The 24,414-nt window shown below is 54.2% G+C and carries 20 protein-coding genes and 1 other RNA gene; 12 read left to right on the top strand and 9 right to left on the bottom strand.

Going from position 1 to position 24,414, the window contains the following annotated elements; translation table 11 throughout:
- Positions 1 to 14 precede the first annotated feature (14 nt).
- From corA to TH19_RS05640, 3 genes are all read left to right on the top strand, one after another.
- A complete protein-coding gene (corA, locus tag TH19_RS05630) occupies positions 15 to 1,082 on the top strand; it encodes a magnesium/cobalt transporter CorA (protein ID WP_114101365.1) in 1,068 nt (355 codons plus the stop codon).
- A 112-nt stretch (positions 1,083 to 1,194) separates the two neighbouring features.
- Complete coding sequence (locus TH19_RS05635) at positions 1,195 to 1,749, top strand: cysteine hydrolase family protein (protein WP_114101366.1); 555 nt, start codon at positions 1,195 to 1,197, stop codon at positions 1,747 to 1,749.
- Positions 1,750 to 1,823: 74 nt separating this feature from the next.
- Positions 1,824 to 2,456: a pyridoxamine 5'-phosphate oxidase family protein gene (locus TH19_RS05640; protein WP_114101367.1), complete on the top strand. Its 633-nt coding sequence runs from the start codon at positions 1,824 to 1,826 to the stop codon at positions 2,454 to 2,456.
- An 82-nt stretch (positions 2,457 to 2,538) separates the two neighbouring features.
- Here TH19_RS05640 and rnpB read toward each other — a convergent pair.
- The 5 genes from rnpB to TH19_RS05665 all read right to left on the bottom strand — a co-directional run bounded on the left by rnpB (position 2,539) and on the right by TH19_RS05665 (position 7,535).
- An RNA gene (gene rnpB / locus TH19_RS05645) (RNase P RNA component class A) lies at positions 2,539 to 2,935 on the bottom strand.
- Between the two features lie 71 nt (positions 2,936 to 3,006).
- On the bottom strand, positions 3,007 to 3,753 hold the full coding sequence (locus tag TH19_RS05650; protein WP_114101368.1) for an N-acetylmuramoyl-L-alanine amidase: 747 nt from the start codon (positions 3,751 to 3,753) through the stop codon (positions 3,007 to 3,009).
- A gap of 5 nt (positions 3,754 to 3,758) precedes the next feature.
- Complete coding sequence (locus TH19_RS05655; RefSeq protein ID WP_114101369.1) at positions 3,759 to 4,631, bottom strand: DMT family transporter; 873 nt, start codon at positions 4,629 to 4,631, stop codon at positions 3,759 to 3,761.
- Positions 4,632 to 4,836: 205 nt separating this feature from the next.
- The gene (locus TH19_RS05660; RefSeq protein ID WP_114101370.1) at positions 4,837 to 6,672 is read right to left on the bottom strand and encodes an ATP-binding cassette domain-containing protein; all 1,836 of its coding nucleotides are present in this window, start codon (positions 6,670 to 6,672) and stop codon (positions 4,837 to 4,839) included.
- Between the two features lie 122 nt (positions 6,673 to 6,794).
- Positions 6,795 to 7,535 (bottom strand): TerB family tellurite resistance protein, encoded by a 741-nt coding sequence (locus TH19_RS05665; RefSeq protein WP_114101371.1) that lies wholly within the window; start codon positions 7,533 to 7,535, stop codon positions 6,795 to 6,797.
- Between the two features lie 368 nt (positions 7,536 to 7,903).
- On the opposite strand from TH19_RS05665, the gene TH19_RS05670 reads away from it, so the two are divergent.
- The 8 genes from TH19_RS05670 (at position 7,904) to TH19_RS05705 (ending at position 19,858) form a co-directional block, all read left to right on the top strand.
- The gene (locus TH19_RS05670; protein ID WP_114101372.1) at positions 7,904 to 9,865 is read left to right on the top strand and encodes a methyl-accepting chemotaxis protein; all 1,962 of its coding nucleotides are present in this window, start codon (positions 7,904 to 7,906) and stop codon (positions 9,863 to 9,865) included.
- 137 nt (positions 9,866 to 10,002) lie between these two features.
- The gene (locus TH19_RS05675; protein WP_114101373.1) at positions 10,003 to 10,512 is read left to right on the top strand and encodes a winged helix DNA-binding protein; all 510 of its coding nucleotides are present in this window, start codon (positions 10,003 to 10,005) and stop codon (positions 10,510 to 10,512) included.
- A 353-nt stretch (positions 10,513 to 10,865) separates the two neighbouring features.
- Complete coding sequence (locus TH19_RS05680; RefSeq protein ID WP_114101374.1) at positions 10,866 to 11,840, top strand: TRAP transporter substrate-binding protein; 975 nt, start codon at positions 10,866 to 10,868, stop codon at positions 11,838 to 11,840.
- 133 nt (positions 11,841 to 11,973) lie between these two features.
- Positions 11,974 to 12,486 carry a TRAP transporter small permease gene (locus tag TH19_RS05685; protein WP_114101375.1) on the top strand — a complete coding sequence of 171 codons (513 nt, stop codon included), beginning with the start codon at positions 11,974 to 11,976 and terminating at the stop codon, positions 12,484 to 12,486.
- A 9-nt stretch (positions 12,487 to 12,495) separates the two neighbouring features.
- A complete protein-coding gene (locus tag TH19_RS05690) occupies positions 12,496 to 13,797 on the top strand; it encodes a TRAP transporter large permease (protein WP_114101376.1) in 1,302 nt (433 codons plus the stop codon).
- Positions 13,798 to 13,864: 67 nt separating this feature from the next.
- A complete protein-coding gene (locus tag TH19_RS05695; protein WP_114101377.1) occupies positions 13,865 to 17,506 on the top strand; it encodes a hydantoinase B/oxoprolinase family protein in 3,642 nt (1,213 codons plus the stop codon).
- Between the two features lie 310 nt (positions 17,507 to 17,816).
- On the top strand, positions 17,817 to 19,490 hold the full coding sequence (locus tag TH19_RS05700) for an FMN-binding glutamate synthase family protein (protein WP_114101548.1): 1,674 nt from the start codon (positions 17,817 to 17,819) through the stop codon (positions 19,488 to 19,490).
- Positions 19,491 to 19,504: 14 nt separating this feature from the next.
- Entirely contained in the window at positions 19,505 to 19,858 is a 354-nt protein-coding gene (locus tag TH19_RS05705; protein ID WP_114101378.1) for a VOC family protein, read from the top strand.
- Positions 19,859 to 19,890: 32 nt separating this feature from the next.
- Here the strand turns inward: TH19_RS05705 and TH19_RS05710 are convergent, their stop codons facing one another.
- From TH19_RS05710 to TH19_RS05725, 4 genes are all read right to left on the bottom strand, one after another.
- The gene (locus tag TH19_RS05710; protein WP_114101379.1) at positions 19,891 to 20,148 is read right to left on the bottom strand and encodes a YjhX family toxin; all 258 of its coding nucleotides are present in this window, start codon (positions 20,146 to 20,148) and stop codon (positions 19,891 to 19,893) included.
- Between the two features lie 222 nt (positions 20,149 to 20,370).
- Complete coding sequence (locus tag TH19_RS05715; RefSeq protein WP_114101380.1) at positions 20,371 to 20,847, bottom strand: GNAT family N-acetyltransferase; 477 nt, start codon at positions 20,845 to 20,847, stop codon at positions 20,371 to 20,373.
- A gap of 165 nt (positions 20,848 to 21,012) precedes the next feature.
- Positions 21,013 to 22,008 (bottom strand): sensor domain-containing diguanylate cyclase, encoded by a 996-nt coding sequence (locus tag TH19_RS05720; protein WP_258547839.1) that lies wholly within the window; start codon positions 22,006 to 22,008, stop codon positions 21,013 to 21,015.
- A gap of 75 nt (positions 22,009 to 22,083) precedes the next feature.
- Positions 22,084 to 23,526, bottom strand: coding sequence for a branched-chain amino acid ABC transporter permease (locus TH19_RS05725; RefSeq protein WP_147250719.1), 1,443 nt, complete (start codon positions 23,524 to 23,526; stop codon positions 22,084 to 22,086).
- A 174-nt stretch (positions 23,527 to 23,700) separates the two neighbouring features.
- Here TH19_RS05725 and TH19_RS05730 point away from each other — a divergent pair, with 174 nt between their 5' ends.
- Positions 23,701 to 24,408 carry a TIGR00266 family protein gene (locus tag TH19_RS05730; protein ID WP_114101382.1) on the top strand — a complete coding sequence of 236 codons (708 nt, stop codon included), beginning with the start codon at positions 23,701 to 23,703 and terminating at the stop codon, positions 24,406 to 24,408.
- The last annotated feature ends 6 nt before the right edge of the window (positions 24,409 to 24,414 follow it).

A 24,414-nucleotide genomic window follows, 5' to 3' on the forward strand; every position in this document is an offset into this window, starting at 1 on the left:
GATAGAGAGGTTCTATGGATACCAACGAGTTTTTTGCCCCGCTTCGGGCAAGTGCAGATGATGGGGCGGCAGCCGAGAACGCCGCAACAGACAAGGTTGGTGTACAGGATACGGAACCCTCTGATGCCGTTGCCGAGGCAGGCAATCCTGTGCCTGTGGTCGTAAAAGCAGAACCGCAAAAGCCCGCGCGTGTTCCGGTCTGGATTGACTTGCTGTCACCGACGGCGGATGAAATTCACGACATTGAAAAACGCTTCGGGATCGAAGTGCCGACGCGTGAAGAAATGCAGGAAATCGAACTGTCATCGCGTTTGTATGACGAGGACGGTGCGCTTTTCATGACGGTATCTGTCCTGACCCGGGCGACAACCGACGTGCCGCAAACGACCGCCGTAACCTTTATTCTGGTCAAGAAAACCCTGATCACTTTGCGTTATGCCGATCCGGTGCCGTTCAAGACATTTATCCGCCGCGTCAAGAAAAGCCCGTCGCTGGCAAACACTGCCGAAGCTGTGATGTTTGGGCTGCTTGAACAGATTGTTGATCGCCTTGCCGACTTGATGGAGCAAACGGCAACCGATCTTGAAAACCTGTCCAATCAGGTCTTCGCAAGCCCCGAAGGGCCGGGATCGGATCAGGATCACCGCGAAACCCTGCGTCAGATTGGCCGCACCGGAAACCTGTCGGGCAAGGCCAAGGACAGCTTGTTGAACCTGCATCGTCTTGGATTGTTCCTGTCGACCCAGACGCGGCTTAAAAAGGATGCCAAGGCACGGCTTAAGGTGATTTCACGCGATATCGTGTCGATTACCGAACATGCAAACTTCATCGCCAACAAGGTCACCTTCCTGCTGGATGCGACCCTTGGCATGATCAGTCTTGAACAGAACAATATCATCAAGATTTTCTCTGTGGCGGCCGCGGCCTTCCTGCCGCCGACCCTTATCGCCAGTATCTATGGCATGAACTTCGAATTCATGCCCGAACTGGGATGGGAGTTCGGTTATCCGGTGGCTATCGGCTTGATGATCCTTTCGGCTGTTTTGCCGCTTTGGTACTTCAAACGCAAAGGCTGGCTCTGATCATTTGGCGAAATCGGTGGGCTGTTTGTCATTTTAGCCAGGCAGAATTTTGGTAAATTGGCGCGCATCGAAACCAAATGCCTGACACCCCAAATTCAACGGAGCCCCACCCATGACCCGCACCGCCCTGATCCTGATTGACTGGCAACAAGGATTTGATGATCTCGACTATTGGGGGAACCGCAATAACCCCGATGCCGAGGTCAATGGTGAACGGCTTTTGAAACATTGGCGGGCAATTGGTCAGCCGGTTTTTCATGTCAAACACAACTCGACCGAACCACAATCGCGATTGCATCCCGATCATCCGGGGAATGCCTTTAAGCCTGCGCTTGCGCCGATTGAGGGTGAGGTGGTCTACGGCAAGAATGTCAATTCGGGCTTTATCGGCACCAGTCTGGAAGCCGATCTGCGCGCACAGGGCATTGCCCGTCTTGTTTTGTGCGGGATCACAACCGATCATTGCGTGAATACCACTACGCGTATGGCTGGTAATCTGGGATTTGATGCGACGATTGCCGCAGATGCCTGTGCGACCTTTGATCGCAACCTTCCCGATGGGCGTGTTTTTGCGGCCGAGCTTGTTCATGATGTCGCCCTTGCCAGCCTGAATGGCGAGTTCGCGACGGTCAAAACCGTTGATCAGATCATTGGATCAGCATCTTAACGGCGATCAGCGATTGACTTGCGTTCTCAAGTGACGCACCTTCGGCCCGTGATTCCCGCATAAGGTGCCTGCCAATGACGTCTTCCGATACCAAAATCGATACCCAGGAAAAGCTTCGTGCCGTTTACGGGGAGCCGATGGGCCTTGCCGTTGACAAATGCCTGTCGCGACTGGACCCGCATTGCAAGCATTTCATTGAACTGGCGCCTTTTGCGGTCATTTCATCGGCGGATGCCAATGGGGATGCCGATGTCAGCCCGCGCGGCGACGGGCCGGGTTTCATCAAGGTTGTTGATGACAAAACCATCGTCATGCCGGATCGTCCGGGCAATAACCGTGTCGATACGTTGTCGAACATCGTTGATAACCCCAAGGTCGGGATGCTGTTCTTTGTGCCAGGCGTGAACGAGACCCTGCGCCTTAATGGTCATGCAGAAATCAGTACCGACCCGGCTTTGCTTGATCTGTTTGCCGATACCGGCAAGGCACCCATTACCGCGATCAAGATCACGGTCGAGGAAGCCTTCCTGCATTGTGCAAAATCGCTGATGCGCTCCAAACTTTGGGATCCGAGCATCCAGATTGAACGCAAAACACTTCCGACCCTTGGCAAGATGATCAAGGATCAGACTTCGGCTGATTTCGATGTTGGGACCCAGGAAGAAGCGGACAAATATTTCACGCAATCCATTGCGGAAAAGGGCTGAGTAGCAGCCAATCTGCACTGATTTGTAAGATGGTCCAAAGGCGGTGACAGCACAATGTCATCGCCTTTTCTATTTGGAAAATAAGACCAGATGGCCTGTAAGCCGGGTTCTGTCCATGCGGCAAGCCGCACTGGATGGCCATTCATCTGGGACGCCCGTCGCCGAACGCCTCCTGCAACCAACCCGAATGATGGTGCGAAAACACACCTGCCGACAATGCCGAAGCACCCGGCCGACCATTCCTATTAGGTTTTGCTCCCGGTGGGGTTTACCATGCGTCCCGCATTGCTGAAGGACCGGTGCGCTCTTACCGCACCCTTTCACCCTTTCCGACAGGCTTACGCTGTGTCGGTGGTTTGCTTTCTGTGGCACTTTCCCTAGGGTCGCCCCCGCCAGACGTTATCTGGCACCGTGTCTCCGTGGAGCCCGGACTTTCCTCCCCCGTTGCAAGCAACAAGGGCGGCCATCCGGCCATCTGGTGGTGCGGATGTAGGTTACATCGATCAGAACGTCAAGAAAAAGCGAAGGGGCATTCTGTGACTTCAGGCAACTAGCCGCCAATCACCTTGGCAAGGGCAGCGGCAATCGCCATGCATTGCCCATCAATGACACCTGAAATGTCTTTCGAGCGCCAGCGTCGCTGAAAGGCGATCACGCGTTTCGTGCGATAGTCTTCATGACCTGTGTCGTCACTGTTCTCGGCCGGCCAGCCATAGCCGATTTGATCCAGCAATTCATCAAAGCGGTTCGGATCAACTGCAAGATCCTCCCCCGCATCAGGCCAGATTCCAATCCCGTTCTGCGCAAGATATTGCCAGGGGAACAGTTCGCCCGGATCTTCCTTGCGATCCGGGGCCATATCGGAATGGGCGATGATCCGGTTGGCCGGGATATCGTGGCGGGCAAGGATATCCTGACAAAGTGCGACAACCGATGCGATTTGCGCATCGGGAAAGGCGCGATAACCAAATTCATGGCCGGGATTAACAATTTCAATCCCGATGGAGCGGGAATTGATATCCGTGCAATCCTGCCAACATCCGCGCCCGGCATGCCATGCGCGTTTGTCCTCGTCGACCAGTTTGAAAATGCGTCCGTCTTCCTCGATCAGATAATGACTGGAAACCGAACTTTGCGGATCGCACAGTCGATCAAGGGCGGCTTGGCCGGTTGGCATTCCTGTATAATGCAGGACAAGGATATCAACCGGGCAGCCATCCGGGCGTGGCCCGAAATTGGGGGAAGGGTGCGAAAGGATATTGATCGGCATGTCGATGTTGGTTTTCGCACCGGCCATCTGGCTTAGTCCATCCCTTGGGTTTTGCGCTGAACGGGTTTGCGCAGCATGATCACAGTGACACCGCACAGAACCACAATACCGCCAATGATCTTAAGCATCGAAAACGCTTCGTCAAAGACGACAAACGATCCCAGAACACTGATCACCGGGGCAAGCAGGGACCAGGGCACAACCGAATTGACGTCCTGTGTCTTAAGCAGGTGATACCAGAAGCCATAAGCCACGATAGAGGACATCAAGACCGTAAAGGTCAGGTTTGCCCATGCAACCCAGCTGGCATCAATGACTGCCTGAAAAGAACCCGGTTCAAGAATGATCGACAAAAGCAACAGTTGCGGGGTCGCAAACAACGCCATCCAGCCATTCAGCTGGAATGTGCCAATATCGCCAAGTTTCTTGATCATGACATTGGCAACCGCCCACATGAAGGCCGCAAACACCACAAGTAACAGCGGCAATTGCAGGTCCGTCATGGTCGGGTCCCAGAACATGATGGTCACGCCGACAAAGGCAAGTGACATCCCCGAAAGCCGTTTCCACCCAAGACGATCATTAAAGAAATATGTGGCAAGCATCGATGAAAACGGCACGCCCAGCAGCACGATAATCGCCACCGGCCCGGCATCGATCATTGAAAGTGCAAAGAACAGAACCCCGAAATGCAGGCTGCCAAACGTAACGGAAATGATGGCAAGCCGTCCCATGCGTCCGCGCGGCATGCGGGTGAACGGGATCAGCAGAATGGCAACCGCGCCAAAGCGGATGGCGGTAAGCATAAAGGGCGGGATTTCAGAAACCGCACCTTTCACCGTCAGCATGTTGATGCCCCAGATGATGGCAACAGACAGGGCCATAAGCATTGCATTCAGGGGCATGGGTTGGGCTTTCAATAAGAGTAAAACATAATCGTGTGCGTTGAAGGTATTGCCCTTTGTTATCTGTTTACGGGCAAACGACAATTGAGTTCTTCTCAATCCAGACCACAACAGTTTGCAGGCAAGTGTGACCCAACGCGCCTTATTGGTAAAGCGACGGGTTTGGAATGATGTGTGGTTTGATCCGGTGAAGTGCGGTCAGGCGTTACGCCTGACCGAGTTCCTCGCGCAGCATTTCAAGTTCAAGCCAGCGTTCTTCGGATGCTTCAAGCTCGCTTCGGGCGTCATCAAGGCGGTCGACCTTTTTCTGGAAGCCGGTCGGGTCCTTGGTGAACAGACTGCTGTCTGAAAGGGCGACTTCAAGCGTCTTGATCTCGTCTTCCAGCTTGGCCATCGCAGTTGGCAGATTGTCGTATTCGCGCTGATCCTTATAGCTCAGCTTCGAAGATGCCTTTGGTTTTGCCGGTGCGCTTGGTGTTGCAGCTGTGGCCGGTTTCTTGGCCTGTTTTGCGGCGGACTTGTCTTCCTTGCCGGTATCAGCGCGCGAAAGTTTGCGCTGGGCAATGTAATCGGAATAACCGCCCGCATATTCAACGGCCGTTCCATCGCCTTCCATAACAATAGAAGACGTCACAACGCGATCAAGGAAGTCACGATCGTGGCTGACCAGAAGAAGGGTGCCTTCATAGTCGTCCAGCATTTCCTGCAAAAGGTCGAGCGTATCCATATCCAGATCGTTGGTCGGTTCGTCCATGATCAGAAGGTTGGTCGGCTTTGCCAGCATTTTCGCCAATAGCAAACGGTTGCGTTCACCACCCGAAAGGGCACCAACGGGGCTTCTGGCCTGTTTTTCGTCAAACAGGAAGTCGCGCAAATAGCTGACCACATGGCGCGGGTTGCCGCGAACCATTACCTGGTCACCGCCAACATCACACAGGGTATCCCAAAGCGTTTTGTCATCATCAAGCGCGATACGCTTCTGATCAAAATAGCTGGGATTAAGGTTGGTGCCGATCTTGATCGTGCCGCTGTCGGGGTTAAGTTGCCCGGTCAGCATTTTAAGCAGAGTGGTTTTACCCGCGCCGTTCGGGCCGATGATGCCAACCTTGTCGCCACGCAGGATGCGGGTCGAGAAATCGGCAATGATCTGGCGATCCCCGAACGACTTGGCGATCTCGGTGGCCTCGATCACGACCTTGCCCGATGTTTCGCCTGCCTCTGCGGCAAGTGATACATTGCCGATCCGGTCAACCTGATTGGAACGCTGTTCGCGCATGTCATACAGACGGCGCAGACGGCCCTGGTTACGTTTGCGGCGGGCGGAAATGCCCTGCACGGACCAAACGGTTTCCTGTGCAATCAGCTTATCAAGTTTGGCGCGTTCCTCTGCTTCCTTGCGATAGATTTCCTCGGACCATTCTTCGAACTTGGCAAAGTTGATTGCACCCTGATGCATGACACCGCGATCAAGCCAAAGAACCCCATTCGAAACTGCATTCAAGAATGCACGGTCGTGCGAAATCACCACGACAGCGCCGCGGAAATTCTTGATCTCGCCTTCAAGCCATTCAATGGTCGGAAGATCAAGATGGTTGGTCGGCTCGTCCAGCAACAGCACCTGCGGGTCGGCAATCAATGCGCGGGCGATTGCTGCACGACGGCCTTCGCCGCCCGAAAGCTGTTTGGGATCGGCTTTGGGGTCAATATCAACCGATGCCAGAAGCATATCGGAACGATAGGCATATTCCTGTTCATGCTCATCCAAGGCGGCAAGTACGAAATCCTCGACCGTGTCATAGCCGTCAAATTTCGGTTCCTGATTAAGGTAAGCCACCTTGCAGCCGGGCTGAACAAACCGTTCGCCGCCGTCGGCTTCGATTTCGCCGGTGATGATTTTCAGAAGGGTGGATTTCCCGCCGCCGTTACGGCCGACCAGACACAGACGGTCACGTTCGGCAATGGCAAATGACACATCGGAAAACAGATCATTGCCGCCAAATGTCAGGCGAATGTCATTAATATTGATCAGCGGTGGCGCCATGGGAAAACCGATAAGCTTGAGTTCAGAAAATTGGTCACTGTGACAGGTTCCCTGCAAACAGCAATTTGGATGCCGTTGCAAGGGAAATCATCTGTCTGTCATTGCGTTCCGCCGTTTTGCGATCAGCGGATACCGCGTTCCTTGCGGATTTGATCCCAGGCGGCATTGATCCGGGCCATTTTGTCATTGGCCTGTTCGATAAATTCAGGCGGCATGCCTTTGGCCATCAAAGTATCGGGATGGTTTTCGCGTGACAATTTGCGATGTGCGGATTTCAGTTCGTCATCACTTGCATCGCGACTTGCACCAAGCTGTTCATACGGGTCGGGTCCATTGGACGCCGTATAGGCATGATGAACGCGGTCAAAGTCGACATCGGCAAAGCCAAAGATATGGGCGACCTTTTTCAGGAAATCCTTTTCGGCCGGATGCAATTCACCATCGGCAAGCGCGATTTGGTAAAGGGCTTCGAGAATGCCTTCAAGCAGTGCGCGCTCGCCACGGAACATCGTGGCAATCTGACGGGCATAGATTTCAAACCCGTCCGAAGATGACCGCGCCATATCAAAGATACGCCCGACATTCTTTTCCTCGCCCGGCGGGATATGAAATACGCGCTTGAAGGCATTGATTTCATCGCGACTGACATGGCCATCAACCTTGGCCATCTTTGCTGCAAGGACAATCACCCCGGTGGCAAAGGCAACCTGCCGCGGATCATGCCCGCCCAGTTGCGGGCCACCATTTGCAGCACTTTTGATCTTGTCAACGACATGGCCGGCGGTCGCGCCGAGAATTGCGCCAAGCGGTCCGCCCAAGGCAAAACCTGCGGCTCCGCCAATAATTTTGCCCCAGATACTCATGCGATGCCCATGGGTGATGTTCGTCCTGTTTTGTCTGCCGAATGCGTGACGGGCGTTAACGACAAGCCGTAACAGCCTTCACGAACCACCAACATAGTTCGCCAGCCGCAGAAAGAAACAGGCAAAACGCACATTACCCGATCAAACCTGCATGGAGATGTATGCGGTGTGCAAAATGGTACGGTCTCGAATGCGTAATTTTAATATGTCATAAAATTGTAACATAAGTGACATGATGAAATTTCATCCACAGACCCAACCTATATCGAATTGGGGAAATCCGTTCCCAATCGGACTAGGAAGATGAAATTCTATACCTAAGATCATATATGATACAAAGGTATAGTTTTCGAAGATTGGGGGGTGTTATGAATTTCCTTTCCCGGATGAGGCTTCTTTATCAAATCTCGTTAATCGGCGCAGTCGCGCTTGTGATCTTTGCTGTGGTCGGTGTGGTCCAGTTTGTCGCAGACCAGCAACGGCAATCGGCCCAGATGGCCGCGCAGGAGGCAATGGATGACCGCCTGATCGCAGATGCAGTATCGCGTGACTTTCTTCATGCCCGCCGTCGGGAAAAGGATTTCCTGCTCAGGCTTGATGAGAAATACGTTACTCAGCATGCCGAAGTCGTCATACGGGTGAATGAGGGACTGCAAGAACTCGAAGATGATCCCGAACTTGGGGCCTTTGATGATCAGCTTGCCGCAATCAAGGCGGCCTTTGCAAACTATGCTGCCGAGTTTGGCGCGATCGTCGCACTTCAACGGGAAATCGGACTGAACGAAGAAAACGGCCTTCTGGGCAGATTGCGCGGATCGGTTCACAACGTTGAACAGGCACTTGATAAATACAAGGCTGACAACCTGACTGTGATCATGTTGATGATGCGCAGGCATGAAAAAGATTTCCTTGCCCGCGAAGATGCCAAATATGTTGACCGGATTGATCAGCGTCTTGCCGAATTTGGTCCTGCATTGGCGGCATCTTCTATTCCTGCTGCCGAACAGCAGAATATCAGCAAACTGATGCAATCCTATGTCAGTGACTTCAAGGCGCTGGCCGATAACATCCTGAAACGGAACGCCGAACTAGGCTTGCTGTCTGATTATTATGCCGAGGCAGAGCCGGTCCTTGATGCGCTAAGCACATCGATTGCCGATCTTGCCGCGGCAGAAAAGCAAAAAGCCGATCAAATCGCCAAAACAAGCCTGACGGTAACGGTTTCGATCTTTGTGATCGGTATCATCGCCTTGCTTGGCTTGTCCTTTGTTCTGTCGCGCGCAATTGTTCGTGCAATTGGCGGTTTGACGTCGAAAATGACCCGCCTTGCGGATAACGACTTTGATGTTGATATCAACGAAGTTAACCGTGCCGACGAAATCGGGGAAATGGGGCGTGCGGTTCTTGTCTTCCGTGAAAACGGGATCGAACGCGTCAAGCTTGAAGCTGCCCAAAAGGCCGAAGATGCCAAGCGTCGCAAGCGTATGGAAACCCAGGAACAATATATCCAGGAATTTGACCGGGCGGTTGTTGCTGTGATGGCCGATGTCGCCACAGCGGTCAAACAACTTCATCAGGTGTCGGGTATATTGCGCGCCAGTGCGGATACTGCCGCGGATCAATCCATGGCTGTTTCGTCCGGGGCAGAAGAAGCATCATCGAATGTGCAGCTTGTTGCAACGGCGGCAACCGAACTGGCCGCGTCGATCAACGAGATTTCCGGACAGGTCAGTGAAACCTCGTCAATGGCGCAATCGGCGACCGAGCGCGCGCGATCAACCAATAGCAACATTCAGGGTCTGAATGACTCTGCCATCAAGATCGGTGAAGTGATCGGCCTGATCAGTGATATCGCCGGTCAGACCAACCTGTTGGCGTTGAATGCGACCATCGAGGCGGCCCGTGCCGGTGACGCAGGCAAGGGTTTTGCCGTGGTGGCAAGCGAGGTCAAAAATCTTGCCAATCAAACCGCCAAGGCAACCGAGGACATTACAGTTCAGATCAACGATATTCAGCAGGCAACCGGGCTTGCCGTCAGTTCAATCGACGAGATCGTTACCATGATTGCCGAAATCAGCGAACGGGCCGCCGCAGTTGCAGCCGCCGTTGAAGAACAAACCGTCGCCACCAGCGAGATTTCGCAAAATGTTGAACAGGCCGCGGCCGGGACCGAAGAAATCTCGTCTGCGATGCAAGGTGTGTCTACTGCCGTTGGTGAAACCAACAATGCGGCGACCGATGTGCATGTTTCGGCAGACAATCTTGGTCGTCAAAGTGGTGATCTGCGGGCCCAGATTGACGGGTTCCTTGAACGGATGCGCTCACTTTGATGACGAATTGTCGATAACGGAAAGCAGTCAGGGCTTTACCTGACTGCTTTTATCGCGATAAAATCCCGACAAACTTGCGGCGTTTTACAGAAACTGGACCGCGAAAATATAACAGTTATGTAAGCAGGAAATGTCGGATGGCAGATAAACCACGTATTGTTTCATCATCGCACCTTGTCTCGGAACGTGCGGCTGAACTCTCGGAACTTGAATTTGCGCTGATCTTGTCAGGAAACGCCTTCAACCGCTGGATGGTGCGTTGTATGCGTGCGGCCGGGATGCCGGACGTGTCTGTCCTTGATATTCTGGTTCTGCATAACGTCAATTCCCGCGAACGTGAAAAAAGCCTGTCTGAAGTCTGCTTTGTTCTGAATGTCGAAGACAGCCATCTGGTGAACTATTCCCTTAAAAAGCTGCGCAAGCTTGGCTTGGTCGAAGGGCTCAAACGCGGCAAGGAAGTTCATTACGGGACCACTGTCGATGGTCGCGCCATGTGCGAAAAATACCGCGAAGTCCGCGAGGCTTGCCTTGTCGAGACGTTCCAGCGGCTTGGTGTGAACAGCCAGGAAGTCGGCGATGTTGCTAAGACGCTCCGCGCCATTTCGGGCGTTTACGATCAGGCATCCCGCGCGGCAAGCGCGATGTAAGTCATATTTCTGAATACGGTTGCGGGTCGCCATGCAAAGGCGGACGAACGCAAGAAAACAGGCAGAATCGAACGGGTGGTGGTTCTTTTGAACGACCGCCCGTTTTTGTTTTTGGCCTCTGGCGACGGAAGTGTGGGGAAGATGAGGGCAAAATCCTCGGTCGAAATTCACACCATTTCAGCGGGTTACGTCGTTCTTGAGGAGGCGTGATTTATGCGCCTTGCGCATTTTGCATGGTAGTTATGAAATTACATTGACAATTTGTCAGTAAAATGTGATCAAGATGTCGGGTGATTAATTTGGAGTCTCTGATATCCTGACTCCACACCTCAACACACAGGGAGACTTAACCGATGCTCAAAAAAGCACTTTCGACCGTCGCAGTTGCGGCAATTACCTTGTCCGCTGGTCTGGCTGCTGCGGCAGAGAAATGGGATATGGCAACCCCGTATCCGGACGCGACTTTCCACACCCAAAACATTATTGAGTTCGCCAAGGACGTGAATGACGCGACCGGTGGTGAACTGACCATCACCGTGCATTCCGGTGGTTCGCTGTTCAAACATGCTGACATCAAACGTTCGGTTCAGCGCGGCCTGGTTCCGATTGGCGAAACCCTGATTTCGCTGCTGGCCAACGAAAACCCGATCTACACCGTTGATGCGATCCCGTTCCTTGCGACTTCTTACGAAGATTCCAAAAAACTTTGGGAAGTTTCGCGCGCTGGTATCGAAGCCGCCCTTGCGAAAGACGGTCTGAAAGTTCTTTACGCTGTTCCGTGGCCGTCTCAGGGTCTTTACACTGCAAATCCGGTCAACACCGTTGAAGACCTGAAAGGCATCAAGTTCCGTGCCTATAACTCGACCACTTCGCAGCTTGCTGATCTGACCGGCATGGTCGCGACCCAGGTTGAGGTTCCGGAAATCCCGACCGCCTTTGCAACCGGCATTGTCGAAGCAATGATCACGTCGCCCTCGACCGGTGCGAACTCCAAGGCTTGGGACTTTGTTTCGAACTTCTATGACGTTCAGGCATGGCTTCCGAAGAACATGATCATCGTGAACGCCAAGTCGTTTGACGGTCTTTCTGCTGAAACTCAGAAAGCGGTCATGGATGCTGCTGCCAAAGCCGAAGCACGTGGTCTGGAAATGAGCATGGCCGAAGCCGAAGCCAAAAAGAAAATCCTTGCTGACAACGGTATGAACGTTGCTGCGCCGAGTGCTGAACTGAAAGCTGGTCTTGCCAAAGCTGGTGAAACCATGGTTGCCGATTGGCTCGAAAAAACCGGCGATGAAGGCAAAGCCATCATCGACGCTTTCAAGAACTAAGGTTCTTTCGTTCCTCGGGATCGGGCAGGCGTCGTCCCCTGTCCGATCCCGGACAAGCCCCACATTTTAATGTTACTGTCCGTATGGATCGTTCAACCACCATCGCGACTTCGCGGGCGGAAAGGGGACTGCTGTGCGCAGATTACTAGATTATCTTTTCAAATTCAGTGCCGGGCTGGCTGCATTTTTCCTGGTGGCAATCGCACTTCTTATTCTGGCCCAATCAATTGGCCGCCTGATCGGCATCGCGGTTCATGACGCCAACGAACTTGCCGGTTTCAGTTTGGCGGCGGGAACGTTTCTTGCCCTTGGTCCGGCACTTCGGGCCGGGACCCATATCCGGGTCATGATCGTTCTGTCCCACCTGCATGGTGGTCTGCGCCGGACGCTTGAAAGTATTACGCTTCTGGCTGCGACCTTTCTGGGCGGTTACTTCGCCTGGTGGATGGCGGTTCTGGCCCAAGAAAGTTTTTCATATGGCGATACTTCGCCCGGTGTTCTGGCCTTCCCGCTTTGGATACCGCAATCGGCCATGGCCTTTGGCCTGATCGTCTTTACCATCGGCATGATCGAAGCACTGGTTGATACCATTGCCGGTCGCGAAGCAGCTTTTGCCGCTGGCGAAGCCAACGAATTGAACGAATAGGGGAAGGTCATGGAAGTACTTGAAATTGGCCTGATCCTGATGGGGCTGTTGTTCCTGTTCCTCGGGGCAGGTTTGTGGGTCGCGCTGTCACTGTTTGCCATTGGTGTTTTCGCACTTGATTTCTTCACCAGTGCGCAGACCGGTCCGATCATCGCAACGACCGCATGGTCAAGCCTTGCGACCTGGTCGCTGGCACCGCTGCCGCTGTTTATCTGGATGGGTGAAATCCTGTTCCGTTCGCGTCTGTCCGAAGACATGTTCACCGGTCTTGCACCGTGGCTGAACAAACTGCCGGGGCGTTTGTTGCATGTGAATATTCTGGGCTGCGGCATCTTTGCAGCGGTCTCTGGATCGTCTGCGGCAACGGCGGCAACCATCGGCCGGATGTCGATCCCCGAATTGCGCAAGCAGGGCTATGCCGACAAACTGATCCTTGGCACGCTGGCAGGATCGGGCACACTGGGTCTTTTGATCCCGCCATCGATCATTCTGATTGTTTATGGTGTGTCTGCCGAACTGTCGATTGCCCGTCTGTTCATTGCCGGTGTCTTGCCCGGTGTCATGTTGATCATCCTGTTCATGAGCTTCGTTGGCATCTGGGCCACGATGAATAAGGACAAGATGCCGCCTGCTGCACCCAGCATTCCGTTTGGCGAAAAAGTCCGCGCGTCGGGCCGTCTGATCCCGGTAATCCTGCTGATTTCGGCGGTGATCGGGTCAATCTATGGCGGTATTGCCACCCCGACCGAGGCCGCGGCCTTTGGGGTTGTCGGTGCATTGATCCTGTCACGCCTGAGCGGTTCCTTGACCCGTGAAAGCCTGATTGACGGGATCATGGGGGCAACGCGCACATCCTGCATGATCTGCTTTATCCTTGCAGGCGCGGCTGTTCTGACCGTTGCCATGGGCTTTACCGGTATTCCGCGTGAACTGGCCGCCCTGATCGCACAGATGGATTTGTCGCCCTATGCGCTTTTGGCGGCGCTGACCGTGTTCTTCATTGTTCTTGGTTGCTTCCTTGACGGGATTTCGGTGGTGGTTCTGACCACCTCGGTCATCCTGCCGATGGTTCAGGCAGCTGGGATCGACTTGTTGTGGTTTGGTATCTATGTGGTGCTGGTGGTCGAGATGTCGCAGATCACTCCGCCCGTCGGTTTCAACCTTTTCGTTTTGCAAGGCCTGACAGGCAAGAACCTGTTTGCCATTGCGCTGGCTGCTTTGCCGTTCTTCTTCCTGCTGTTGTTCGCTGTATTGCTGATTACCGTATTCCCGGAAATCGCAACATGGCTGCCCCAGCAAATGAATGGCTGACCGGCTTGTAAATCGCTGATCTTTCGCACCGAATTTTATGACTACAGATGCCCAAGGAGTAAGCATCATGGCTTCTCACGACCAAAATTCACAGGTTTCGCAGACGTCGGGACAGCCGAAATGGCAGTTCTGGATTGATCGCGGCGGTACTTTTACCGACATCGTGGCCCGCAAGCCCGATGGGACGCTTGTTACCCACAAGCTGCTTTCGGAAAACCCGGAACGCTATCGCGATGCCGCCATTCAGGGCATTCGTGAACTTCTCGAAGTTCCGGCAGGCGAAAAAATCCCGGCCGAGAAAATCGAGGCCGTCAAGATGGGCACCACGGTTGCGACCAACGCGCTTCTTGAACGTAAAGGCGACCGCACGGTTCTGGTCACCACCAAGGGCTTCCGCGATGCGCTGCGCCTTGCCTATCAGAACCGCCCGCGTCTGTTTGATCGCAATATCAAACTGCCCGAAACCCTTTATGAAAGCGTGATCGAAGCTGATGGTCGTTTCGACGCCCAAGGGACGGAACTGACCCCGCTTGATCGCGACAATCTGCGCAAGGACCTTCAGGCGGCATTCGACAGCGGCATTCGTGCCTGTGCCATCGTCTTCATGCACGGTTATCGCTATACCGCCCATGAAAACGCAGCGGCTGAAATTGCCCGTGAAGTCGGCTTTACCCAGGTTTCGGTCAGTCACGAAGTCAGCCCGCTGATGAAGCTGGTTTCGCGTGGTGACACGACGGTTGTTGATGCCTATCTGTCGCCGATCCTGCGTCGCTATGTCGATCAGGTTGCGTCCGAACTGGGCGGCGTGAAACTGATGTTCATGCAGTCCAACGGTGGCCTGACCGATGCCGCCAAGTTCCAGGGCAAGGACGCAATCCTGTCCGGTCCGGCGGGTGGCGTTGTTGGCATGGTCCGTACTGCTGAAATGGATGGCTTCAAACAGGTCATCGGTTTTGATATGGGCGGCACATCCACCGACGTTTCGCATTATGACGGCGAATATGAACGCGATTTCGAAACCCAGGTTGCTGGCGTTCGTATGCGCGCGCCGATGATGAAAATCCACACCGTTGCGGCAGGTGGCGGTTCCATCCTGCATTTCGATGGCGCACGTTTCCGTGTCGGCCCTGACAGTGCGGGTGCAAACCCGGGTCCGGCGGCTTATCGCCGTGGTGGTCCGCTTGCGGTTACCGATATCAACGTCATGCTGGGCAAGGTTCAGCCGGACTTCTTCCCGAATGTCTTTGGTCCCGAAGGTAACGAGCCGCTTGATGCCGATGCAGTTCGCACCGGCTTCGAAGCCATGGCCGCCAAGATCAAGGAAAGCACCGGTCAGGCCCGCACGCCCGAAGAAGTCGCCGAAGGCTTCCTGCGCATTGCTGTCGAAAACATGGCGAACGCGATCAAACAGATCTCGGTTCAGCGCGGCTATGACGTAACCGACTATATCCTGCAATGCTTTGGCGGTGCTGGTGGTCAGCATGCCTGCCAGGTGGCTGACACCCTTGGTATGACCAAGGTCTTTGTCCATCCGTTCGCCGGCGTTCTTTCGGCTTATGGTATGGGTCTTGCCGATATTCGTGCGATGCGCGAACAGGCGGTCGAGGCAAAACTGGCCTCTGACGCGCTTGCCGGTCTGGATGAACAGCTTGATGCGCTTGCTGTTGATGCCCGTGCAGAATTGCACGAACAGGGCATTACGGATGCCAAGATCACCATGCTGAAAAAGCTGCATCTGCGTTATGACGGCACCGATACGCCGCTGATCGTTGATTTCGGCGATGTTGATGCCATCAAGTCGCAGTTCGAAGAACAGCACAAGCAGCGTTATGGCTTTGTCATGGACGAGAAACCGCTGGTCGTCGAAGCCGTTGCGGTCGAAGCCATTGGTGAAACTCAAAGCCTGCCGGATGCCGAAGCCGAAGCAACCAACGATAATGTTGCGGTCACCGCACTGGCATCACGTCCGGTTGTGTTTGATGGCAAGACCGAAGACACCCCGTTCTACAAGCGCGAAGACCTGAAGCCGGGTGCGACCGTGCGTGGTCCGGCTGTGATCGTCGAGCCGGTTGGCACCACCGTGATTGATCCGGGCTGGGAAGCCAAGGTCAATGGCCGTGACCATCTGGTCCTGAACCGTGTTGTCGCCATGAAGCGTTCCGAGGCCATCGGCACCCAGGCTGATCCGGTGATGCTTGAAGTTTTCAACAACCTGTTCATGAACATTGCCGAACAGATGGGCGTGACCCTTGCCAACACCTCCTATTCGGTAAACATCAAGGAACGTCTGGACTTCTCGTGCGCCCTGTTTGATCAGGAAGGTCAGTTGATCGCCAACGCACCGCACATGCCGGTCCATCTTGGATCGATGGGTGAGTCGGTTCAGGCGGTTATGCGCAACAATGTCGGCGTCATGAAGCCGGGCGATGTCTATATGCTGAACGATCCGTATAACGGCGGAACGCATTTGCCTGACATCACCCTGATCACGCCGGTCTTTGGTGATGATGGCAAGGACATCTTGTTCTATGTCGCATCGCGTGGTCACCATGCCGACGTTGGCGGCATCACCCCGGGTTCGATGGCCCCGAATTCACGCATTCTCGAAGAAGAAGGCGTTCTGATCGACAACTTCAAACTGGTTGATCAGGGCAAGTTTGATGAAGCCGGCCTGACGGCCCTTCTGGAAGGTGCGAAATTCCCGGCCCGTAACCCGTATCAGAACATCGCCGATCTGCGCGCACAGATCGCCGCCAACGAAAAAGGCGTGCAGGAACTGCGCAAGATGGTCGATCACTTTGGCCTTGATGTTGTTCATGCCTATATGGGCCATGTTCAGGACAATGCCGAGGAAAGCGTCCGTCGCGTGATCGATGTTCTGAAGGATGGCGAGTTCTCCTATGAAATGGACAATGGCGCGGTTGTTAAGGCCAAGGTCACCATCCATAAGGAAACCCGTTCGGCGACGGTTGATTTCACCGGCACGTCCGATCAGCTTGATAACAACTTCAACGCGCCGTCGGCTGTGACCCGTGCAGCGGTTCTTTATGTCTTCAGAACGCTTGTTGATGATGACATTCCGCTCAATGCCGGTTGCCTGAAGCCGGTCAATCTGATCGTGCCCGAAGGTTCGATGCTGAACCCGCGTTATCCGGCCGCGGTTGTTGCCGGTAACGTTGAAACGTCCCAGCATGTCACCGACACCCTTTATGCCGCGCTTGGCGTCATGTCAGGTGCGCAAGGCACCATGAACAACTTCACCTGGGGCAATGATACCCATCAGTATTATGAAACCATCTGTGGCGGTTCGGGTGCCGGTCCTGATTTTGACGGAACCAGCGGTGTTCACACCCATATGACCAACTCGCGTCTGACCGACCCGGAAGTTCTTGAATGGCGCTTCCCGGTCATGCTCGAAAGCTTTGAAATCCGCAAGGGTTCGGGCGGCAACGGCAAGTTCAAGGGCGGCGATGGCACGACCCGTCGTGTCCGCTTCCTTGAAGACATGACCGCATCGATCCTGTCCAACCACCGTCGCGTGCCGAACCAGGCCGTTGCCGGTGGCGAACCGGGCAAACTTGGTCGCAACGCCATCGAACGTGTCGATGGGACTGTGATCGAGCTTAAGGGAACCGACGGTGCAGAAATGCATCCGGGTGATGTCTTCATCATCGAAACCCCGGGTGGCGGCGGTTACGGCAAGGCCTAAGGGCCATTTGCCAACCCCGTTTCCCGGCCAGACCAGAAACACCGGTTTCCCCCAAACCTTCGGTGTTTCTGGTTCAGGGTTTTAACCCTGATCACCCTGCTAAACTTTGCGCCGCCTGTGAGATTGCCTCATGGGCGGCTTTTTCTTGATGTTGGCAATATTGTTCCTACATGGATGGGGTTGGGGACTTCATTAAAAATCAACGACATTGCCATATGTTGCCTTCAAGGACCGGGTTGCCAAAGCCTTCCCGCAAAGGCCGCAATCCGGGATCAATCAGGTCGACCTGAACAAACAGGATGAGAGAGCCGTGAAATTCTTCATTTTGAACCAGCGCTATTTTGTCATTACCGGCGTTGCGCTTTTGACAGTTGTTTCGCTGATCTGTGCCGGGGCGGTGGATAGCTGGTTCTGGGTGCCAGCGGTGATTTTCGGATTGCTGTTTGTGGTCGGTCTGCATGACCTGCATCAGACCAAGCATTCGATCCTGCGCAACTATCCCATCAGTGCGCATATCCGCTTTATCCTTGAAAGCTTCCGCCCGGAAATCCGCCAATATCTTCTGGAAAGCGATCAGGACGAAATCCCGTTCAGCCGTCAAGCCCGCGGCCTTGTTTATCAGCGCGCCAAGGGCGTCGAAGATAAACGCCCGTTTGGCACCATCGAAGATGTTTATAAATCGGGTTATTCGTGGATCACGCATTCTGTCGCCCCGACCCATATCACCGATACCGATTTCCGGGTGCGTGTTGGCGGCCCGCATTGCAAACAGCCCTATGATTGCAGTCTTTATAACATCTCGGCCATGAGCTTTGGCGCGCTGTCGGGCAATGCGATCCTTGCGCTGAACAAAGGTGCGAAAAAGGGCGGTTTTGCCCATGATACCGGCGAAGGCAGCATTTCACGCTATCACCGCGAAGGTGGCGGCGATCTGATTTATCAGGTGGCCTCGGGCTATTTCGGGGCGCGTAACGACGACGGCACTTTCTCCGAAGAAAAATTTGCCAAAACGGCTGCTGACCCACAGGTCAAAATGATCGAGCTGAAACTCAGCCAAGGCGCAAAACCCGGCCATGGCGGCATGTTGCCCGCTGCCAAGATCACAGCCGAAATCGCCGAGGCACGCGGCATTCCGATGGGCAAGGATTGTGTATCGCCTTCGGCGCACAGCACGTTTTCAACCCCGATTGGGTTGATGGAGTTCATCGGCAAGCTGCGTGATCTTTCCGGTGGCAAGCCGGTCGGCTTCAAGCTTTGCATTGGTCATCGCCGCGAATTCATGTCGATCATCAAGGCGATGCTGAAAACCGGCATCACGCCGGACTTCATCGTGGTTGATGGCAAGGAAGGTGGCACCGGTGCAGCCCCGGTCGAATTCGCCAACCGTGTCGGCATGCCGATGCAGGAAGGCCTGACATTCGTGCATAACGCGCTTCGTGGTGCGGGCCTTCGTGATCAGATCAAAATCGGTGCAGCGGGTAAAATTGTCTCGGCTTTTGATATCGCACGGACGCTTGCACTGGGGGCGGACTGGTGTAATGCCGCACGTGGCTTCATGTTCGCGCTGGGGTGTATTCAGGCGCAAAGCTGTCACACCAACTGTTGCCCGGTTGGTATCGCGACACAGGATAAAATCCGTCAACGCGCCCTCGTGCCCGAAGACAAAAGCGAACGTGTCGCCCGTTTCCACAAAAACACCATGCATGCGCTGGCCGAAATTACCGGGGCTGCTGGCCTGACCGATCCACGCAATTTCATGCCATATCACTTCATGGTCCGGCAAAAGGACAATGAATTCCTTGATGGCAATGAAGCCTATCCGTATCTGCCTGAAGGCTTCCTTGTCGCCGAAACCGAAATCCCGGAACTGGCCGAATGGCATTCCCGCTGGGGCCGTGCATCGGCGGAAACCTTCGCACCCAAGGAAATCCCGTTTGGTCCCTATAAACGTCAGGCGGACGATGCCAGCAAGGCCGCGCAATAGGATCGGACAACCCCATGACTGTTAAACGAATTGTCGCAAATTTCGCGGTCGACGACATCGCCAAGGCGGTCGCCTTTTACGAGGACATCCTTGGCCTTGATACCGTGATGGATCATGGCTGGATCAGGACTTTTGCCGTTGCCGGTCAAACCATGACCACACAGGTCAATTTCGCCACCGAAGGCGGGTCAGGCACACCCGTGCCCGACATGTCCATCGAGGTCGATAATCTTGATGAAGTGCTTGGTAAAATGACCGATGCCGGGATCACCATCGAATATGGCCCGGTCGATGAACCTTGGGGTGTCAGGCGGTTTTACGTCCGTGATCCGTTTGGCAAGCTGATCAATATCGTCATGCATAAATAAGGAAAGCCCGGCCAAGTCGGCCGGGCTTTTTGTTAGCGTTGAAACAGTTCGGCGCGGACTGCGACCAACCCTTCACGAGTGATGCGATAGGGGGCACCGGCGCGGGATCGGATGAAGCGCCGTTTGCGCAGTTTTTTGAAAACTTCAATTGTGCAGTCGGTCAGAAACCAGCCGTCACGTGTGATGCAATCTGCTTCGAGGATATGGTTCTTGTCGTCCTTGATCACTTTGATCAGGCCGCCTTGCGCAAGTGCATGCAGCACGCGCTGTTCATTTTTTGAGATATTCACTGTCAGAGTCCGAAAACCAGTTTGAAAAGTGGTTTCCGATCGGGACGGGCACAAAGGTACCGGTCACGCACAGCCGTTCAAAGGACGGTCATGCGATCCGATCTGCTGATCAGCGGTCTGGAAAGGAAGGCTGTCAAACCGCGATCAGCGGCTGTGCCGGGTCTCTAACATAAAAGCTCCGAATAAGGTTCGCCGCCAAATTGCCAATCTGGCGGCGTTTCGTCAAGCGGCGCGCTGCATTTCGACAGTCGGGATATCGCGATCAGGCACCGGGCCGGTCACCAGGAAGCCGAACTTGCGATAAAAGGCCTTGGCGCGTTCGTTATGGGCAACCACGGTCAGGCGTACATTGCTGCGTGCGCCCTTTTCCGCCAGTGCATCAAGGGCCGCAATCATAAGCGCCTTGCCAGCACCACTGCCATGCGATGCCGGATCAACCATGATCCAGTCGATTTCCGGTGCATCGTGGATGGCAATCACATAGCCCAAAAGGGTTTCGTCACTGGTCGCGACATAGACAGTGTGGTTTTCACTGCCAAGGGCGGTTTCAAAAACACCGGTCGATTTATCGACATAGTGCGCAACCAGTCCGGTTGCGGCATCGCCCATGCCTTCGATGAAATAGGTTGAATCTGTTGCGCGCTTGGTAAGGTCGCGGATGAAGGGAAGGTCTGCGGCAGTGCCTTTGCGGATCTGCATTTTTTAAGCTCGTGTGCGTTATTCTATTAACGGGCTTTTTGACGCCCGGCGCCAGTTTGCGCCAAAAACCATACCATGTCGTTAATGACCGGTCTGCGCGTGTGATGATTTTTGATTTGGTCGGGGCACACATCAAGAAACGATGGGCGGGGCAGGGACTTCTTTCTATTTCTGGCGGCTGCGCTTGTCGCGATACATTTCAAGATCGGCAACTGCCATCATGTCTTCGAGACTTTTATCAAGCGGTTCAAAAAAGACCGACGCACCCGAACTGATTTGCGGGGTTTCGCGGATTGGCGATTTTGAGGTCGGTACTGTCAGTTTGACCTGGCCAAGCGCATTACGTACCCGGGAAATGATCGTGGTCAGATCGCCGCGGTTTCGCACATAGCCAAGCACGGCAAATTCATCGCCGCCGATCCGCCCGCAAATGTCCACTTCGCGAATGCTTGCCGTGATGGCGTCACCCACCGCACGCAGGGCAGCATCCCCGGCGGCGTGTCCGTAATCGTCGTTCCAGTGTTTCATATTATCAAGATCGATAAAGATGATCCCGATATTATGGTGATAGCGTTTGGCAATGCGGATTTTCTGATGGGCAAGCAATTCAAACCCGGCACGGTTGTTCATGCCGGTCAAGGGATCGCTCATTGACAGCGTGCGCATGATCTCGAACTGCTCATAAAGGCGCAAGTCGGCCTCGATCAGATCGCGAAAGACCTCCATCAATTCCTTTTGGGTTTGATCATACCCGGTCGGTTTGGTGTCAAAAACGCAAAGGGTTCCGAACACAACACCGTTCGGCCACAAAAGCGGCAGACCGAAATAGGAGATGTAGCCATCCTCGATCAATTCGGGATTGTCGGCCCATTCCGGTTTGCCCCGTGCATCACTTTCATAATGGTTGGCCTTGGATTGCACGACCTTGCGGCAATAAACGTTCGAATCAAGTGACTGGGGTTTGCCAGAAACCGTGGGATAGGGGTTTTCCGGGTTGCGGCTGGTAAGGGCGGCGCGATATCCGAATTTTTCGTTATATTCGACAACATAGCCGGCCGTGGCGCCCAAAAGGTTGGTCATCAGATCGACCACACGCTGCCACTTGTCGAGGGATACCTGCATCGCCTCGTCCTGTGTAAGCCAGTCGATTGTTTTCAGCATGACCATTCTGACCGCCTTCGTCTTTCACCCGGTTATGCCCTTAGCATAACGTGTTTTTGTTTTTTATTATGTTTTTCATATTTGTCCCGTGCGTGGCGAGAACAAGCTGTCTTTTCCATCATTTACGCCCAAAAGACCACCGGGGCGCAGGACAAGAATGGCGGCAAGCAATCCAAAAACCGCAACATCGCGATAGGCCCCGCCGAAATATCCAGACCAGTATGCCTCGGTCAGGCCGATGACAAAACCACCAAGCCAGGCACCGCGCATTTGTCCAATCCCGCCCAATATGGCCGCGACAAGCGCCTTGAACCCGAACAGGGTGCCGGAATGAAAATTGATCACGCCATATCGCAATGCCATCACAGCACCGGTAATGCCACAGAGAAAACCGGCCAGTGCAAATGATTGTTGTTCGATACGCTGCAACGATACGCCGCAAAGCCCTGCGGCAATGCGGTCCTGGCTGATCGCGCGCCACTGGCGTCCGAACCGTGTTCTGGTCATCAACCAGATCAGGCTAGCCCCGATAATCAAGGCCATCGCAATGGACAGAACATCAAAACCAAGAATGCGGACGACAAAATGATCGCTGCGCAGGACGGGAAAGGAATATTGCCACAGGGGCGGCAAATTGAAATTGCGCGCCGAAATGACAAGGCGCACGAACTCCTGAATAAACAATACACAACCAAGCGATGCGACAATGATCGCCCGACCACCGGCAGCCTTGCGGCCCAGCGGGCCAAACACATTATGCCATGTCAGATGACTAAGCCCAGTACCGACAAAACAGGCCGTCAATGTCGCACCGATCACGATCAGGATGATGTTCCACCCCAAAAGGGACGAAAGAAACATCCCCATGATCACGGTTGAAAGTGCCGCTGTCATGACGATTTCGCCAAACGCAAGGTTGATGCGCCCGATCAGGCCGTAAATCAGGGTAAAGGAAAGGGCAAGCAATCCATAAATTGCCCCGCGCGACAAACCATTGATGGCAAGTTGAATAGCATAGGCCAGGTTTGATCCGATTTCGGGGACATCGGCAATCAATCCATGCTGATCAGGATTTTCATAGTGATCCAGTGCCGCGCGACCGACCCGATCAAGCCAGAAACGTTTCAGGATCGACAGATGGGTCGGGGAAACGGGGCCAAACCGGCTGGTTTCGATCCCGATCAATATTCCGGGTGTATTGGGTTTTTCCGATGCAGAAAACACGCAGGTCAGGCTATGGATTGGTGATGCCGGTTCGGGCGTGCTGCCTGTAACTGCACTCGCATCCTGACCCGATATAATCTGATAGTGCAAAGTGATATGCGTCTGATCGCTGATCTCGTCAAATCGGGTCAGAAGCCTGATTTTTTCGGCGTCATCTTCGATACCGGGAAGGGCAATGCGACAGATATTGAAGTTCCAAGGGTTTTCAACCTGACAGCCCGCAAGGCTGATGGCCAGTAACGGCATCAACCAGATGAAATGCCAGCGATGCAAAATCCTGAACAACTGACGCAATGCAAGTCCCCCGACGGAGTTCCTGATGCCATATCCTGCTTGATTTTCAGGTTTTTACAAGAATGGGATCACATTCCTGGCCTGATTGTTGCCCCTTTTTCTTGCGATTACAGGCATCTGGTTTCAGACTTGCGCCAGATAACGAGATCAAAACCCTAAACAGGAGACGCCCGCATGGCAGATGTGATCGATTACGCGATCCATGGCGAAGAAATGCAATTGGTCGAGATTGAACTGGATCCGGGCGAAGGTGTTCGGGCCGAAGCCGGCGCCATGATGTATATGGGCGATGGCATTGCCATGCAGACCGGGACGGGCGGTGGTCTGTTTTCCGGGTTCAAGCGGATGCTGACCGGCGAAGGGTTCTTTATCACAAGCTTTGTCCATGAAGGATCGGGCAAGGGGCATGTTGCCTTTGCCGCACCCTATCCGGGCAAAATCGTCGCCCTTGATCTTGCCGAACATGGCGGGGAAATCATCTGTCAGAAAGACGCATTTCTCTGTGCAGCAGCCGGGATTGATATCGACATCGCCTTTTCCAAGAAACTTGGCGCGGGCCTGTTTGGCGGCGAAGGTTTCATTCTTCAGCGTCTTAGTGGCGATGGCATGGCCTTTATGCATGCGGGCGGCACCATCATCCGCAAGGATTTGCAGCCCGGCCAGACATTGCGCGTTGATACCGGCGCGCTGGTGGCGATGACGCCATCCATCGATTATTCGATCAAATTTGTCGGTGGCTTCACCAACGCGCTGTTTGGTGGCGAAGGTCTATTTGTGACAACGCTTAAGGGGCCGGGCACCGTCTGGCTGCAAAGTCTGCCATTCTCGCGCCTTGCCGATCGTATCGCTGCTGCCTTGCCGCAAGACCGGAACAAGGGTTAAGTAGGG

This window comes from Thalassospira profundimaris, assembly GCF_003326675.1.
Lineage (GTDB): Bacteria > Pseudomonadota > Alphaproteobacteria > Rhodospirillales > Thalassospiraceae > Thalassospira > Thalassospira aquimaris.

Excerpts from the sequence above, each read along its gene's own strand:
- corA (WP_114101365.1), top strand. The coding sequence starts at position 15 with ATGGATACCAACGAGTTTTTTGCCCCGCTTCGGGCAAGTGCAGATGAT.
- TH19_RS05635 (WP_114101366.1), top strand. The coding sequence starts at position 1,195 with ATGACCCGCACCGCCCTGATCCTGATTGACTGGCAACAAGGATTTGAT.
- TH19_RS05640 (WP_114101367.1), top strand. The coding sequence starts at position 1,824 with ATGACGTCTTCCGATACCAAAATCGATACCCAGGAAAAGCTTCGTGCC.
- TH19_RS05650 (WP_114101368.1), bottom strand. The coding sequence starts at position 3,753 with ATGGCCGGTGCGAAAACCAACATCGACATGCCGATCAATATCCTTTCG.
- TH19_RS05655 (WP_114101369.1), bottom strand. The coding sequence starts at position 4,631 with ATGCCCCTGAATGCAATGCTTATGGCCCTGTCTGTTGCCATCATCTGG.
- TH19_RS05660 (WP_114101370.1), bottom strand. The coding sequence starts at position 6,672 with ATGGCGCCACCGCTGATCAATATTAATGACATTCGCCTGACATTTGGC.
- TH19_RS05665 (WP_114101371.1), bottom strand. The coding sequence starts at position 7,535 with ATGAGTATCTGGGGCAAAATTATTGGCGGAGCCGCAGGTTTTGCCTTG.
- TH19_RS05670 (WP_114101372.1), top strand. The coding sequence starts at position 7,904 with ATGAATTTCCTTTCCCGGATGAGGCTTCTTTATCAAATCTCGTTAATC.
- TH19_RS05675 (WP_114101373.1), top strand. The coding sequence starts at position 10,003 with ATGGCAGATAAACCACGTATTGTTTCATCATCGCACCTTGTCTCGGAA.
- TH19_RS05680 (WP_114101374.1), top strand. The coding sequence starts at position 10,866 with ATGCTCAAAAAAGCACTTTCGACCGTCGCAGTTGCGGCAATTACCTTG.
- TH19_RS05690 (WP_114101376.1), top strand. The coding sequence starts at position 12,496 with ATGGAAGTACTTGAAATTGGCCTGATCCTGATGGGGCTGTTGTTCCTG.
- TH19_RS05695 (WP_114101377.1), top strand. The coding sequence starts at position 13,865 with ATGGCTTCTCACGACCAAAATTCACAGGTTTCGCAGACGTCGGGACAG.
- TH19_RS05705 (WP_114101378.1), top strand. The coding sequence starts at position 19,505 with ATGACTGTTAAACGAATTGTCGCAAATTTCGCGGTCGACGACATCGCC.
- TH19_RS05715 (WP_114101380.1), bottom strand. The coding sequence starts at position 20,847 with ATGCAGATCCGCAAAGGCACTGCCGCAGACCTTCCCTTCATCCGCGAC.
- TH19_RS05720 (WP_258547839.1), bottom strand. The coding sequence starts at position 22,008 with ATGCTGAAAACAATCGACTGGCTTACACAGGACGAGGCGATGCAGGTA.
- TH19_RS05730 (WP_114101382.1), top strand. The coding sequence starts at position 23,701 with ATGGCAGATGTGATCGATTACGCGATCCATGGCGAAGAAATGCAATTG.